General features: G+C 66.1%; 10 protein-coding genes. 8 read left to right on the forward strand and 2 right to left on the reverse strand.

Annotated features, from left to right (window positions below):
- Positions 1 to 11: 11 nt before the first annotated feature.
- Entirely contained in the window at positions 12 to 1,463 is a 1,452-nt protein-coding gene (locus AC1DO7_RS08625) for an NAD-dependent succinate-semialdehyde dehydrogenase (RefSeq protein ID WP_441622173.1), read from the forward strand.
- 180 nt (positions 1,464 to 1,643) lie between these two features.
- Positions 1,644 to 1,928: an ElaB/YgaM/YqjD family protein gene (locus AC1DO7_RS08630; protein WP_441622175.1), complete on the forward strand. Its 285-nt coding sequence runs from the start codon at positions 1,644 to 1,646 to the stop codon at positions 1,926 to 1,928.
- 65 nt (positions 1,929 to 1,993) lie between these two features.
- On the opposite strand, the gene AC1DO7_RS08635 is transcribed toward AC1DO7_RS08630, so the two are convergent.
- Positions 1,994 to 2,956 carry a LysR substrate-binding domain-containing protein gene (locus AC1DO7_RS08635; protein ID WP_441643551.1) on the reverse strand — a complete coding sequence of 321 codons (963 nt, stop codon included), beginning with the start codon at positions 2,954 to 2,956 and terminating at the stop codon, positions 1,994 to 1,996.
- A gap of 202 nt (positions 2,957 to 3,158) precedes the next feature.
- Positions 3,159 to 4,280: an asparaginase gene (locus tag AC1DO7_RS08640; RefSeq protein WP_477116000.1), complete on the reverse strand. Its 1,122-nt coding sequence runs from the start codon at positions 4,278 to 4,280 to the stop codon at positions 3,159 to 3,161.
- Between the two features lie 337 nt (positions 4,281 to 4,617).
- On the opposite strand from AC1DO7_RS08640, the gene aspA reads away from it, so the two are divergent.
- The 6 genes from aspA to AC1DO7_RS08670 form a co-directional block, all read left to right on the forward strand.
- Entirely contained in the window at positions 4,618 to 6,045 is a 1,428-nt protein-coding gene (gene aspA, locus AC1DO7_RS08645) for an aspartate ammonia-lyase (protein ID WP_441622181.1), read from the forward strand.
- 119 nt (positions 6,046 to 6,164) lie between these two features.
- Complete coding sequence (locus AC1DO7_RS08650) at positions 6,165 to 7,505, forward strand: dicarboxylate/amino acid:cation symporter (RefSeq protein WP_441622183.1); 1,341 nt, start codon at positions 6,165 to 6,167, stop codon at positions 7,503 to 7,505.
- A gap of 188 nt (positions 7,506 to 7,693) precedes the next feature.
- On the forward strand, positions 7,694 to 10,387 hold the full coding sequence (gene aceE, locus AC1DO7_RS08655) for a pyruvate dehydrogenase (acetyl-transferring), homodimeric type (protein WP_441622185.1): 2,694 nt from the start codon (positions 7,694 to 7,696) through the stop codon (positions 10,385 to 10,387).
- A 20-nt stretch (positions 10,388 to 10,407) separates the two neighbouring features.
- On the forward strand, positions 10,408 to 12,024 hold the full coding sequence (gene aceF / locus AC1DO7_RS08660; protein ID WP_477116001.1) for a dihydrolipoyllysine-residue acetyltransferase: 1,617 nt from the start codon (positions 10,408 to 10,410) through the stop codon (positions 12,022 to 12,024).
- Positions 12,025 to 12,037: 13 nt separating this feature from the next.
- Positions 12,038 to 13,801: a dihydrolipoyl dehydrogenase gene (lpdA, locus tag AC1DO7_RS08665; protein ID WP_441615730.1), complete on the forward strand. Its 1,764-nt coding sequence runs from the start codon at positions 12,038 to 12,040 to the stop codon at positions 13,799 to 13,801.
- 167 nt (positions 13,802 to 13,968) lie between these two features.
- Positions 13,969 to 15,789, forward strand: a 1,821-nt coding sequence (locus AC1DO7_RS08670; protein ID WP_477116002.1) for a phosphate acyltransferase, incomplete at its 3' end; no start/stop codon positions are given.

Genomic DNA, 15,789 nt, shown 5'->3' on the forward strand with positions numbered 1-15,789 from the left:
TGGGAGACACCTTGAAATTGCAACGACCCGAGCTGCTGCGCAGCGCCTGCCTGATCGATGGCGAATGGACCGGCGCCGCCGGCGCCGCCGTATTGGTGGTGCGCAACCCGGCCACCCACGATGTGGTCGGCACCGTCCCGGGCTGCGGCGCCGCCGAAACCCGGCAAGCCGTGGAGGCCGCCGCGCGCGCGCTGCCGGCGTGGCGCGAGCTGACCGGCAAGGCCCGCGCCGCGGTGCTGCGCCGCTGGGCCGACCTGATGCTGGCGCACCAGGAAGACCTGGCGCAACTGATGACCGCCGAGCAGGGCAAGCCGCTGGCCGAAGCGCGTGGCGAAGTCGCCTACGCGGCCTCCTTCCTCGAATGGTTCGGCGAAGAAGCCAAGCGGGTGGACGGTGACGTACTGTCCAGCCCGCGCGCCGGCCAGAAGCTGCTGGTGCTGCGCCAGCCGATAGGTGTGTGCGCGGCGATCACGCCCTGGAACTTCCCCGCCGCCATGATCACGCGCAAGGCCGGCCCGGCGCTGGCCGCGGGCTGCACCATGATCGTGAAGCCCGCCGAACARACCCCGCTGACGGCGCTGGCGCTGGCCGCGCTGGCCGAAGAAGCCGGCGTGCCCCGCGGCGTGCTGCAGGTCGTCACCGGCGACCCGGTCCAGATCGGCGGCGTCTTGTGCGAGAGCCCGGCCGTGCGCAAGCTGAGTTTCACYGGCTCCACCGCCATCGGCAAACTGCTGATGGCGCAATGCGCCGGCACGGTCAAGAAACTCTCGCTCGAACTCGGCGGCAATGCGCCGCTGATCGTGTTCGAGGACGCCGATCTCGACCGCGCGGTGGACGGCATCCTGGCTTCGAAATTCCGCAACAGCGGCCAGACCTGCGTCTGCGCCAACCGCATCTATGTGCACGACAACGTGTACGAGGAGGTGGCCAGCCGGCTGGTGCGCGCGGTGAGCGCCCTGCGTCCCGGGCACGGCATCGACAGCGGCGTCACGCAAGGGCCGCTGATCGATGCCAACGCCGTCGCCAAGGTGGAAAGCCATATCGCCGATGCGCTCGTCCATGGCGCACGGGTGCTGACGGGCGGCAAGCGCCATGCGCTTGGTGGCACCTTCTTCGAGCCCACGGTGGTGGCTGATGCCACCGCTGCCATGCGCGTCGCGCGCGAGGAAACGTTTGGCCCGTTGGCGCCCTTGTTCCGCTTCAAGGACGACCAGGAAGTCATCGCCATGGCCAACGACACCGAGTCCGGTCTTGCCGCTTACTTCTTCTCCAAGGACATGGCCCGCGTGTGGCGCGTGGCCGAGGCGCTGGAGTACGGCATGGTCGGCATCAATACGGGGCTGATCTCCAATGAGGTGGCACCGTTCGGTGGCGTCAAGCAATCCGGCCTCGGCCGCGAAGGCTCCAGCTACGGCATCGACGAGTACCTGGAGATGAAATACCTCTGCATGGAACTCGGCTGATCTACCGGCGCGAGCAACGCACAGGCCTGCGTGGACCGCCGGGAGGCGGTTCCATCAACAAATCCCGATTGGCTCTTATTTACGCGCCGGATGTTCCTTATGCTAGCCAGACCCAATGAGCCGGACCTTTTAACGCGATAAGGTCTTTCATTGCGGTAGCCATTCAACGAGGAGAAAGAAATGTCGAATACCGGTAGCGCGCTGCGTGAAGTCGATAGCCTGTTGGTGCCTGCCACCAATGCCACCAATGCCCCCGGCAAGCCGGCCGCGGACGAGCCGGGCAAGGTGCAGGAACGCCTGAAGAAGGCAAAGAAGAAAATCGCCGATGTGCAATACGTCGTCGTGGAAAAGAGCCGCCACACGGCGCGCGTCGCGGACGACTATGTGCATGAAAGCCCGTGGACGGCCATCGGCGTGGCGGCCGCTGTCGGCGTGCTGATCGGCTGGCTGATCGACCGACGATAGATCCCCGAGGCCAATCGCCAAGGTAGCCGCCCGGGTCGCCAACCACCGCGGCCCGGGACCCGGCCTTACAGCATTCCGCAGTCGCTCGATTCCGCGGTTTTTTGCATCATCAATTGCGGGTCCGGCACCTGGCTGATAGCGGACCACAACTCTTCGACCAGCGGCTTCGGACTGGCCACCGAACGGTACAGGCGGATGTCGAGGCTGGTCGCCCACGCGGCAGGCCCTGCCACCACCAGCTTGCCCTCTTTCAGCTCGTCGCTGACGCAGCTCTCCGGCAACCAGCCCACCCCGTGCCCGGCCACGACCATGGCCTTCAGGGCCTCCGACATATGGGTCTCGAAGCAGCGCTGCAGCCCGTAGGGCTCCGGCGCATTGAGCAGGATCATCTCGACCACGTTGCCAAGGAACGCGCCGGATGAATAGGCCATGAAAGGCAAGCGATTGGCGCTCGTGCCGGGCAGCCGGAAGATCGGCTGCCCTTGCTTGTCCGGTGCCGAGAACGGCAGGATCCGCTCGACGCCCAGCATCAGGAACGGGAAGCCGTTCGGGTCAAGCAGGATCGGCAGTTGCTGATGGTGGTAGCCCAGCAGGATGTCGCAATCGTCATCCACCAGTTGCTGCACGCCCTCCGGCACGTTCACCGCATGCACGCAGGCACTCAACGAGCCGAAACGCTCGTGCAGGCACTTGAGCCAGTTTGGGAAGAAGGTAAAGACCAGGGTGTGCGCCACCGCGAAGCGGATAACCTGGCCACTCTCGGCAAGCGGCTGACGGCTGCTCAGCAGCGCGCGTGCGGCATAAGCGTCACGCAACAGGTCGGCGGCCAGCCGGCGGAACAGCCAGCCTGCCGTGGTCAGCGTTGCCGGATGCACGCTGCGGTCAACCAGGCTGACGCCAAGCCACTCCTCAAGGGCCATGATGCGTCGGCTGAACGCCGACTGGGTGATATGCCGGTCGCTTGCCGCGCGCGAAAAACTGCGCGTTTCAGCCAAGCACAGGAAGTCTTCAAGCCACTTGGTTTCCATAATGGAATGTACTCAACATCAGGGGGGACGCGCTGTCTATGGCACATCATACGGCAACGCGGCACTGCACAAATCGGTGGAAGCCCGGTAGCACGATGCAAATTTTGCGCGGCATTATGCTGAAATTGCAACATCCCTCCCCGGCCTCGCGCGGACAAGCGCAAGGTACCGGGTACTCGACTGGTGCACGCCTTCTACCCGCTTAGTACTTCCAGAAGATCTTCTGCAGTTCCTTGGTGTCGTTGGTCTTGGTCAGTGCCAGCGCCATCAGGATGCGGGCCTTCTGCGGCAGCTGGTCGTCCGTCACCAGCCAGTCGTACTTATCGTCCGGCTGCTCGGCGTTGCGGACCACCACGCCGCTGCCGGTGCGCGAGGCACGCACGATCTGCACGCCCTTGGCGCGCGCGGCCTTGAGCGGCTCGACCATGTAGTCGCCCACGCTGCCATTGCCGGTGGCCGCATAGACGATGGCCTTGGCGCCGTTCTTCACCGCCGCATCGATGCTGGCCRGATTGACGTTGCCGTAGGCGTACACCACGGCAACTTCAGGCAGCTTGTCGATCTTGTCGATGTCCCATTCGGTCTGCATGGTGTGCGGGCGCGCCGCCAGGCGGTAGTACAGCGTGCGGCCTTCCACCACGTAGCCCAGCGGGCCGAACGGCGAGCGGAAGGTCTCGATCTTGAAGGTATTGGTCTTGGTGACGTCGCGCCCGGTGTGGATCTCGTCGTTCAGCACGGCCAGCGTGCCCTTGCCACGCGATTCCGGGCTGGACGCCACCAGCACCGCGTCGTACAGGTTAAGCGCGCCGTCCGCGCCCAGCGCCGTGCCCGGACGCATCGATCCCACCACCACCACCGGCTTGTCGCTCTTGAGCGTGAGGTTGAGGAAGTAAGCGGTTTCCTCGATGGTGTCGGTGCCGTGGGTGATCACGATGCCATCCACGTCCGGCTGCTTGAGCAGCTCCGAGACGCGCTTGCCAAGCTTGAGCAGGCGCTCGTTGTTGAAGCTCTCCGAGCCGATCTGGAAGACCTGCTCGCCCTTGACGTTGGCGATCTTCGAGATCTCGGGCACCGAGGCGATGATCTTGTCCACCGGCACCACCGCCGACTGGTAGGCGGCGGTATTGGTGGCGGCGGCACCGGCGCCAGCGATGGTGCCGCCGGTGCCGATGATCACGATATTGGCCTTGCGGGCTTCGCTGGCCTGTGCCGGCGCGCCGGCGGCAGGGGCGGAGGGAGCAAGCTGGGCATGGGCAACGCCGGTGGTCAGGCTGGCGGCAAGCAGCAAGGCGCTGAGAGTATTAAGACGTGCAAAACGCTTCATGGTTTTCTCCATGCGGTGGATATCAGGCGCTCGGCGAGTGCCCGCCAAATGGTGACGACAGGTGATGAGCGGGCGATGATACGGCAACCAAAAAGCGCCCGGATCCGTATAAGCCCTGATACGTCGATGCAAAATTCGCAGCGAAATATGCGGAAAAATCATYGTCCGGCGATCCCGGCCCGCCTGCCGCTCTCCAGCCCCTCGTGGCGCCTTGCCGATAGCGTGCCGCATGAGTATTTCGCGCCATGCCATGACAAATTCGCATCATAGTCGCCACCTGTCGGCGGTTTATCTAGAGTCGGGTCCTCCCTGATGCAAATTTGCGAGGCGCAATGCAATGACCGCTCGAACCTTTAGAACCGAACATGACCTGCTGGGCGATCGCGAGGTCCCGGCGGACGTCTACTACGGTGTGCACACCCTGCGCGCGGTAGAGAACTTTCCGATCACCGGCACCCCCATCTCCATCTACCCCGAGCTCATCAAGGCCCTGGCCTACATCAAGCAGGCGGCCGCGCTGGCCAACCATGAACTGGGCCTGCTCGACGAGCCCCGCTGCGACGCCATCGTGGCGGCCTGCGCGGAACTGCTCGGGGGCAAGCTGCACGACCAGTTCGTCGTCGACGTGATCCAGGGCGGCGCGGGCACCTCGACCAACATGAACGCGAACGAGGTCATCGCCAACCGCGCGCTCGAACTGCTGGGACACAACAAGGGCGAGTACCAGTACCTGCACCCGAACGAGCAGGTCAACATCGGCCAGAGCACCAACGACGTCTACCCGTCGGCGCTCAAGGTCGCCACCTGGTTCGGCATCCTGGGCCTGGTGGATGCCATGGGTGTGCTGCGGCGCGCCTTCGAGCGCAAGGCCGAAGAGTTCAGGCATGTCCTGAAGATGGGCCGCACCCAGTTGCAGGACGCCGTGCCGATGACGCTGGGCCAGGAGTTCAGCACCTACGCCGTGATGCTCGGCGAGGACGAGGAGCGGCTGCGCGAAGCGGCCCTGCTGATCTGCGAGATCAACATGGGCGCCACCGCCATCGGCACGGGCATCACCGCGCACCCGGACTACGCGCCGCTGATCCTCAAGCGGCTCAAGGAGATCACCGGCATTCCGCTGATGACCGCGCCGAACCTGATCGAGGCCACGCAGGATTGCGGCGCCTTTGTGCAGCTCTCCGGCGTGCTCAAGCGCGTGGCGGTCAAGCTCTCCAAGACCTGCAACGACCTGCGGCTGCTGTCCAGCGGCCCGCGCGCCGGGCTGGGCGAGATCAACCTGCCGGCCATGCAGGCAGGCTCCAGCATCATGCCCGGCAAGGTGAACCCCGTCATCCCGGAGGTGGTCAACCAGATCGCGTTCGAGGTCATCGGCAACGACATCACGGTCAGCTTCGCGGCCGAAGCCGGCCAGCTGCAACTCAACGCCTTCGAGCCGATCATCGCGCACAGCCTGTTCAAGAGCGTGAGCCATCTGCGCAACGGCTGCCTGACGCTGGCCGAACGCTGCGTCAACGGCATCACCGCCAACGAAGAGCGCCTGCGGGCCACGGTCGAGAACTCCATCGGCATCGTGACCGCCCTGAACCCGTACATCGGCTATGCCAACGCCACCGCCGTGGCGCAGGAGGCCCATGCCACCGGCGGCAGCGTGTACGAGATCGTGCTGCAAAAGGGCTTGCTGACCCGGGAGGAACTGGACCAGATCCTGCGCCCGGAAGTGCTGACGCAGCCGACCCAGCTGAGCCTGGCGCCCCGCGCGCGCTGATCCGGGGGGCAAGGCGTGTCCGGCGCCAGGCAAGGCCCCACCGGCCCCACCGCCCCCGCCCTGCCCCGATTCCGACGGTCAGACCAGGATCTGGCCGCAACTGCTGGAGACAACGCACAATGAAGGCAAACAAGCTCACAACCCGGATCATGATCGCCATGGTCCTGGGCATCGTCACCGGCTATCTCTGCAACCGCCTCGTGCCCGATGCGGCCATGGCCAAGGAGATTGCCAGCTACTTCTCCATCGTCACCGACGTCTTCCTGCGGCTGATCAAGATGATCATCGCGCCGCTGGTGTTTGGCACGCTGGTGGCGGGCATCGCCGGCATGAAAGACGCCAGCGCCGTGGGCCGCATCGGCATCAAGGCGCTCGGCTGGTTCATCACCGCGTCGCTGATATCGCTGCTGCTCGGCATGTTCTTCGTGGACCTGCTGCAGCCCGGGCATGCACTGAACCTGCCACTGCCCGAAATCGGCGCGGCCACCAACCTCAAGACCTCCACGCTGAACCTGAAGGACTTCATCACGCACGTCTTCCCCAAGAGCGTGTTCGAGGCGATGGCGCAGAACGAGATCCTGCAGATCCTGGTGTTCTCGCTGTTCTTCGGCTTTGCCATTGCGTCGTTCAAGGGCAAGGTGGGCCATCACCTGGTGGCGTCGATCGAGGAACTGGTGGCGATCATGCTGCGCGTCACCGACTTCGTGATGCGCTTCGCGCCGCTCGGCGTGTTTGCCGCCGTCGCCGCCGCCATCACGGTGCAGGGCATTGGCGTGCTGTTTACCTACGGCAAGTTCATCGGCGGCTTCTACCTGGGCTTGCTGGTGCTGTGGCTGGTGCTGACCGCGGCGGGCTACCTGTTCCTGGGCACCCGGGTGTTCACGCTGCTCAAGCTGATCCGCGAGCCGACGATCCTGGCGTTCTCCACCGCCAGCAGCGAGGCGGCCTACCCCAAGACCATGGAGCAGATGGAGAAGTTCGGGGTGCCCAACAAGGTGACCGGCTTCGTGCTGCCGCTGGGCTACTCGTTCAACCTCGACGGCTCGATGATGTACCAGGCATTCGCCGCGCTGTTCATCGCCCAGGCCTACAACATCCAGATGAGCCTGACCCAGCAGATCACCATGCTGCTGGTGCTCATGGTCACCAGCAAAGGCATTGCCGGCGTGCCCCGTGCCTCCATCGTGGTGGTGGCGGCGACCCTGCCGATGTTCAACCTGCCGGAAGCCGGCCTGCTGCTGATCCTGGGCATCGACCAGTTCCTCGACATGGGCCGCACCGCCACCAACGTCATCGGCAACAGYATCGCCACGGCCGTCGTTGCCAAATGGGAAGGTGAGCTTGGCGCCGCGCAGGACCCCGATGCCGCGGGGGCCCTGGAGGCCGAGGACATTACCGAGGCGCCGTCGCTACAACCCCGGGCCGTCCAGGCGCGGGTATTCCCTGACACCCCCGCATGAAATCTCATAACGATCACCCCGCCTGAATATGGATTCCCGACCGGGCAGCCGGACTGCCACGGCGGGATTCCTTTCCAATCAATCACTTGCGTAACCCGCATCCCCGCGCTTGCCGTGGCACATCTCTTGCTGAATAGCTCTGCCACTGCAGCACCTGACACAACCAAAACAGAACACGTGGAGACACTATGAGCGCACGAGAAGCGGGCGATCTCGATCCTATCGAGACCGCGGAATGGCTTGAGTCCTTGCAAGCGGTGACCCAGCACCGCGGAGCCGAGCGCGCCAACCAGCTGGTCAATACGCTGGTGGACGAGGCGCGACGCGATGGCCTCTATGTGCCGCGCTCCCTGACCACGGGCTACCGCAACACCATCGCCCCCAAGGACGAAGCGCAATCGACCGGCGACCGCGCCATCGAGCATCGCCTGCGCTCGATCATCCGCTGGAACGCCATGGCGATCATCCTGCGCGCCAACAAGGAATCGTCGGAGCTGGGTGGCCACATCGCCAGCTTCCAGTCGGCGGCCACGCTCTACGACATTGGCTTTGGCCACTTCTGGCACGCGCCCACCGACACCCATGGCGGCGACCTGCTCTACATCCAGGGCCACAGCGCGCCGGGCATCTATGCCCGCGCCTTTGTCGAAGGGCGGCTCACCGAGCAGCAGTTGCTGGGCTACCGCCAGGAGACCGGCGGCACCGGGCTGTCCTCCTACCCGCACCCCTGGCTGATGCCGGACTTCTGGCAGTTCCCCACCGTGTCGATGGGCCTGGGGCCGCTGATGTCGATCTACCAGGCGCGCTTCCTCAAGTACCTGCAAGGCCGCGGCCTGGCGGACACGGCGGCGCGCAAGGTCTGGGCCTTCATGGGCGACGGCGAGATGGACGAACCCGAATCGCTGGGCGCGATCTCGCTGGCCGGCCGCGAGCGGCTGGACAACCTGATCTTTGTCATCAACTGCAACCTGCAACGGCTGGACGGCCCGGTGCGCGGCAACGGCAAGATCATCCAGGAGCTGGAATCGGTCTTCCGCGGCGCCGGCTGGAACGTGATCAAGGTGGTCTGGGGTGGAGGCTGGGACAAGCTGCTGGCCAGGGACAAGAGCGGCCTGCTGCTAAAGCGCATGGAAGAATGCGTCGACGGCGAGTACCAGGATTTCAAGAGCAAGAGCGGCGCCTATGTGCGCGAGCACTTCTTTGGCAAGTACGAGGAGCTCAAGGCGCTGGTCGCCGACATGAGCGACGAGGAAATCTGGGGCCTCACGCGCGGCGGCCACGATCCCGAGAAGGTGTTTGCCGCCTACGCGGCGGCCGTGAAGCACACCGGCGAGCCGACGCTGATCCTGGCCAAGACGGTCAAGGGCTATGGCATGGGCGAATCCGGCGAAGGCCAGATGATTGCCCACCAGGCCAAGAAGATGACGCAGGACGCCCTGCGCGGCTTCCGCGACCGCTTCCAGATTCCGGTCAGCGACGACCAGCTGGCCGACGTGCCCTTTATCAAGCCGGCCGAGGACAGCCCGGAGATGCAGTACCTGCGCGCCCGGCGCGCGGCGCTGGGCGGCTACCTGCCGGCACGCCGCAGCAAGTCCGCCTCGCTGGAGATCCCGCCGCTGTCCAATTTCCAGCGCCTGCTGGACAGCACCGGCGAGCGCGAGATCTCCACCACCATGGCCTTCGTGCAGATGCTGGGCACGCTGGTCAGGGACAAGGCCATTGGCAAGCATGTGGTGCCCATCGTGCCCGATGAATCGCGCACCTTCGGCATGGAAGGCATGTTCCGCCAGCTCGGCATCTATTCGTCGGTCGGCCAGCTCTACAAGCCGCAGGATGCCGACCAGCTGATGTACTACCGCGAGTCCAAGGACGGCCAGGTGTTGCAGGAAGGGATCAACGAAGGCGGCGCGATGTCCAGCTGGATTGTGGCCGCGACCTCGTACAGCACGAGCAACGTGCCGATGATCCCGTTCTACATCTACTACTCGATGTTCGGGCTGCAGCGGGTGGGCGACCTGGCGTGGCTGGCGGGCGATATCCGCGCGCGCGGCTTCCTGCTGGGCGGCACCGCCGGGCGCACCACGCTCAACGGCGAAGGCTTGCAGCACGAGGACGGCCATAGCCACATCATCGCCGGCACCATCCCGAACTGTGTCTCCTACGACCCTACCTTCGCCTATGAAGTGGTGACCATCGTGCGCGAGGGCATGCGCCGCATGTACGAGCAGCAGGAGGATGTGTACTACTACATCACCCTGATGAACGAGAACTACACGCACCCGGGGCTGGCCGAAGCGGGCGCCGGCGCCGGCACCGAGGAAGGCATCCTCAAGGGCCTGTACCTGCTCAAGGACGGCGGCAAGGCCGGCAAGGGCGGGCTGCGCGTGCAACTGATGGGCAGCGGCACCATCCTGCGCGAGGTGATCGCGGCGGCCGAACTGCTGAAGGCGGACTTCAACGTCACCGCCGACATCTGGAGCGCCCCCAGCTACAACGAGCTGCGCCGCGACGGCATGGCCACGGAACGCTGGAACCTGCTGCACCCCACCGAGCCGCGCCGCAAGAGCTGGGTCGAGGCGAGCCTGGCGGGCCATGACGGCCCGGTGATCGCCTCCACCGACTACATGCGCAACTACGCCGACCAGGTGCGCGAATACGTGCACGCCGCCGGGCGCCGCTACGTGGTGCTCGGCACCGATGGCTTTGGCCGCAGCGACTACCGCGCCAAGCTGCGCAGCTTCTTCGAGGTGGACCGCTACCACGTGGCCGTGGCCGCGCTCAAGGCGCTGAGCGATGACGGCGCGATCAAGCCCGCGGTGGTGGCCGAGGCCATTGCCAGATACGGGGTGGATAGCGAGCGCGCAGCGCCGTGGACGGTCTGAGAGGCGAAGGAATAAAGACAATGAACCAAGCCATTGAAATCAAGGTGCCCGACATCGGCGACTTCAAGGACGTGCCGGTGATCGAGCTGTTCGTCAAGGTGGGAGACCTGGTCAAGGCCGAGGACCCGCTCGTCTCGCTGGAGTCGGACAAGGCCACCATGGAAGTGCCCGCGCCGCACGGCGGCGTGGTCAAGCAGATCCACGTCAAGCTGGGCGATGCCGTCAGCGAAGGCAGCGTGCTGATGCAATTCGAAGGCGCCGGGGCCGGCACTGCCGCCGCCGCGCCGGCGGAAGCGGCCAAGCCCAGCGTGAGCGCGCCGCCCGCCCCGGTCAGCGCGCCGGCCGGGCTGGCCGAAGTGCGCATTCCCGACATCGGCGACTTCAAGGACATCCCGGTGATCGAGATGTTCGTCAAGGTGGGAGACCTGGTCAAGGCCGAGGACCCGCTCGTCTCGCTGGAGTCGGACAAGGCCACCATGGAAGTGCCCGCCCCGCTGGGCGGCGTGGTGCGGGAGATCCGCGTGGAGGTGGGCGATACCGTCAGCGAAGGCAGCATCATCATGGCGCTGGCCACCGGCGATGCGCCGGCGGCGACGGGCGCAGCCCCCGCCGTGGCAGCCGCGCTTGCAGCTACTGCCGCGCCCGCTGGCGCCGCTACCGCTGCCACTACCACCGCCGCTGCCGCATCCGGTGGCGTCGACGAAGCCGCTTTTGCCCTTGCCTACGCCAGCCCGGCGGTGCGCAAGCTCGCCCGCGAGACCGGCGTGGACCTGGGCAAGGTGCGCGGCAGCGGCGAGCACGGCCGCATCCTGCGCGCCGACGTAGAGGCCTTCGCCCGCCCGGGCGGCGCCGCGGCGCCCGCCGCCAGGCCCGCCGCCGCGCCTGCGGGCGGCGGCGCCGGCCTGGACCTGCTGCCTTGGCCCAAGGTCGACTTCGCCAAGTTCGGCCCGGTCGAGCGCAAGGAACTGAGCCGCATCAAGAAGATCTCGGGCGCCAACCTGCACCGCAACTGGGTGGTGATCCCGCACGTCACCACGCACGACGAAGCCGATATCACCGACCTGGAGCAGTTCCGCGTGCAGATGAACAAGGAACTGGAGAAGAGCGGCGTCAAGATCAGCATGCTGCCCTTCATGATGAAGGCAGCCGTGGCCACGCTCAAGAAATTCCCCGAGTTCAACGCCAGCCTGGACGGCGACACCCTGGTGCTCAAGCAGTACTACCACATCGGCTTCGCGGCCGACACGCCCAACGGCCTGATGGTGCCGGTGATCCGCGACGTCGACAAGAAGAGCATCCCCGACATCGCGCGGGAGATGGGCGAACTGGCCAAGCTGGCGCGCGAGGGCAAGCTCAAGCCCGACCAGATGTCGGGCGGCACCTTCACCATCAGCTCGCTCGGCGGCATTGGCGGCATCAACTTCACCCCCATCATCAACGCGCCCGAGGTCGCGATCATGGGCGTGTGCAAGAGCTTCTGGAAGCAGCACTCCAGCGATGGCAAGAACTGGGCTTCGCGCCTGACGCTGCCGCTGTCGTTGTCATGGGACCACCGTGTCATCGACGGCGCCGCGGCGGCCCGCTTCAACGTCTATTTTGCCAACCTGCTCGCCGATCTGCGGCGTGTGCTGTTCTGAGGGGCGCGCTGCAATGACCCAACGTGTCGAAGTCAAAGTGCCGGATATCGGTGATTTCAAGGATGTCACGGTGATCGAGGTCATGGTCAAGCCCGGCGAGACCATCGCCGTGGATACCAGCCTGATCGCGGTCGAGTCCGACAAGGCCTCGATGGAGATCCCATCCACCCACGCCGGCGTGGTCAAGGAGATCACCGTCAAGGTCAACGACAAGGTGAGCGAGGGATCGGTGATCCTGGTGGTGGAGGCTGCCGAGGCCGCTGCAACCGCTGCGGCACCCGCCGTGCCCGCGGCCCCATCGGCGCCGCCCAAGCCAGCGCCAGCCGCCGCGCCCGCGCCCAACGCCGCCAGCTACACCGGCAAGGCGGACCTGGAATGCGAAATGCTGGTGCTGGGCGCCGGCCCCGGTGGCTATTCCGCCGCGTTCCGCAGCGCCGACCTGGGCATGAAGACCGTCCTGGTGGAGCGCTACGACACGCTTGGCGGGGTCTGCCTCAACGTGGGCTGCATCCCCTCCAAGGCGTTGCTGCACACCGCATCGGTCATGGATGAAGTGGCGACCCTGCCCGACCACGGCATCCGCTACGGCGCGCCCGAGATCGACCTGGACAAGCTGCGTGGCTTCAAGGACAGCGTCATCAAGAAGCTGACCGGCGGCCTGGCCGGCATGGCCAAGGCGCGCAAGGTCGAGGTGGTGACCGGCGTCGGCAGCTTCCTCGACCCGTATCACCTGGAGGTGGTGGCGGCCGATGGCGGCAAGCGCGTGATCAGGTTCGCCAAGGCCATCATCGCGGCGGGCAGCCAGGCGGTGAAGCTGCCGTTCATGCCCGACGACGAGCGCGTGGTCGACTCCACCGGCGCGCTGCTGCTCAAGTCGATCCCCAAGCGCATGCTGGTGGTGGGCGGCGGCATCATCGGGCTGGAGATGGCCACGGTCTACTCCACGCTGGGCACGCGCATCGACGTGGTGGAGATGCTCGATGGCCTGATGCAGGGCGCGGACCGCGACCTGGTCAAGGTGTGGGAGAAGAAGAACACCCACCGCTTCGACCACGTCATGCTCAAGACCAAGACGGTGGGCGCCAAGGCGACGCCCGCCGGCATCGAAGTCAGCTTCGAGGGCGAGAAGGCGCCGGCCCCGCAGGTCTATGACCTGGTGCTGGTGGCGGTGGGCCGCAGCCCGAATGGCCGTGCCATCGGCGCGGAAAAGGCCGGCGTGGCCGTCACCGAGCGCGGCTATATCGACGTCGACCGGCAGATGCGCACCAACGTTGCGCACATCCACGCCATCGGCGACATCGTCGGCCAGCCGATGCTGGCGCACAAGGCCGTGCATGAAGCGCACGTGGCGGCCGAGGCCGCGCACGGTGAAGCGGCATTCTTCGACGCACGCCAGATTCCGTCGGTCGCGTACACCGATCCGGAAGTGGCGTGGGCCGGCAAGACCGAGGAGCAGTGCAAGGCCGAAGGCATCAAGATCGGCAAGGCAGTGTTCCCGTGGGCCGCGTCCGGTCGCGCCATCGCCAACGGGCGCGACGAGGGCTTCACCAAGCTGCTGTTCGACGAAGCCACGCATCGCGTGATCGGCGGCGGCATCGTCGGCACGCACGCCGGCGACCTCATCAGCGAGGTGTGCCTGGCCATCGAGATGGGCTGCGAGCCCGCCGACATCGGCAAGACGATCCACCCGCACCCGACGCTGGGCGAATCCATCGGCATGGCCGCCGAGGTATTCGAGGGTCATTGCACCGACTTGCCGCCGGTGAAGAAGAAATAGGCTTGTCGGGCGTCCGAGTGAGCGCGATGCCGCACCACGGCAGCAGTGTTTATGCGCCCACCTGGAAGTCCGACCCACCAGACAGATCTGGCAAGGCCGCCACACCGGCCTTGCATCCCGCACCAAGCACACCTGATCCGACGCCCCGGCGGCGCCATGGAGACAATATGACCGACAACCTGCGCGAAGCCGCACTCGATTACCACCGCTACCCGACCCCCGGCAAGATTTCCGTGACGCCGACCAAGGCCATGGCCACGCAGCGCGACCTCGCCCTCGCCTACTCGCCGGGCGTCGCCGACGCCTGCATGGAGATCGTGCGCGATCCGGCCGAGGCGATGAACCTCACGTCGCGCGCCAACCTGGTCGCCGTGATTACCAACGGCACCGCGGTGCTGGGCCTGGGCAATATCGGGCCGCTGGCGGGCAAGCCGGTGATGGAGGGCAAGGGCTGCCTGTTCAAGAAGTTCGCCGGCATCGATGTATTCGACATCGAACTGGCGGAGGACGACCCGGATGCGCTGATCGATACCATCGCCCGCATGGAGCCGACCTTTGGCGGCATCAACCTGGAAGACATCAAGGCGCCCGAGTGCTTCTACATCGAGAAGAAGCTGCGCGAGCGCATGAAGATCCCGGTCTTCCATGACGACCAGCACGGCACCGCCATCGTGGCTGCCGCGGCCATCCTCAATGCGCTCAAGCACGTCGGCAAGGATATCTCCGAGGTCAAGCTGGTGGCTTCCGGCGCGGGCGCGGCGGCGCTGGCCTGCCTGGATCTGATCGTCAGCCTGGGCCTGCCGATCGGCAATGTGTTCGTCTCCGACAGCAACGGCGTGGTCTATCTTGGCCGCAAGGAGCAGATGGACCCGAACAAGGCACGCTACGCGCAGGACACCTCCGCGCGCACGCTGGCCGACATCATCGGCGGCGCGGATATCTTCCTGGGCCTGTCGGCTGGCGGCGTGCTCAAGCCCGAAATGGTCAAGGTGATGGCACGCGACCCGATCATCCTGGCCATGGCCAACCCCACGCCGGAGATCGCGCCGGAGGATGCGCTGGCGGTGCGCCCCGATGCCATCCTGGGCACCGGGCGCTCGGATTACCCGAACCAGGTCAACAACGTCCTGTGCTTCCCGTTTATCTTCCGCGGCGCGCTGGACGTGGGCGCCACCACCATCAACGAGGAAATGAAACTGGCCGCCGTGCGGGCCATCGCCGAACTCGCCCACGCGGAGATCCCTGAAGTGGTCGCCCAGGCATACGGCGCGGTGGGCCTGCGCTTCGGCGCCGAATACCTGATCCCCAAGCCGTTCGACCCGCGCCTGATCGAAGCGGTGGCGCCCGCCGTGGCCCGTGCCGCGATGGACAGCGGCGTGGCAACGCGCCCRATCGCCGACATGGAGGCGTATCGCCAGCGCCTTGGCCAGTTCGTCTACCAGTCGCGCAGCGCCATGGGGCCGGTGTTTGCCGCCGCCAAGCGCGCGCCCAAGCGGGTGATCTACGCCGAAGGCGAGGACGAGCGCGTGCTGCGCGCCGCCCAGGTGGTGATCGACGAGGGCATCGCGCGCCCGTTGCTGGTAGGCCGCCCCGATGCGATCGTCGAGCGCATTTCCCAATTCGGCCTGCGCCTGCGGCCCGGCGTGGATTGCGAGTGCGTGGATCCGCTGGACCCCGCCGTCTACCGCGACGCCGCCGAGGCGTACTACCAGCTGAGCTCCCGCGACGGCGTCTCGCGCGCGCTGGCACAGACGGAGGTGCGCAGCCGCGGCACGCTGCTGGGCGCCATGCTGGTGCGCCAGGGCCGGGCCGACGCCATGCTGTGCGGCACCGTTGGCCGCTTCCAGGACCATCTCGCCTACGTGCGGGACACCATCGGCCTCAAGTCCGGCAGCGAGACACTCGCGGCCATGCAGATGCTGATGCTGCCCGGTCGGCAGCTGTTTATCTGCGACACCCACGTCAACCTCGACCCGACGGCCCAGCAG

Source organism: Cupriavidus sp. 05N40 (genome assembly GCF_056397305.1).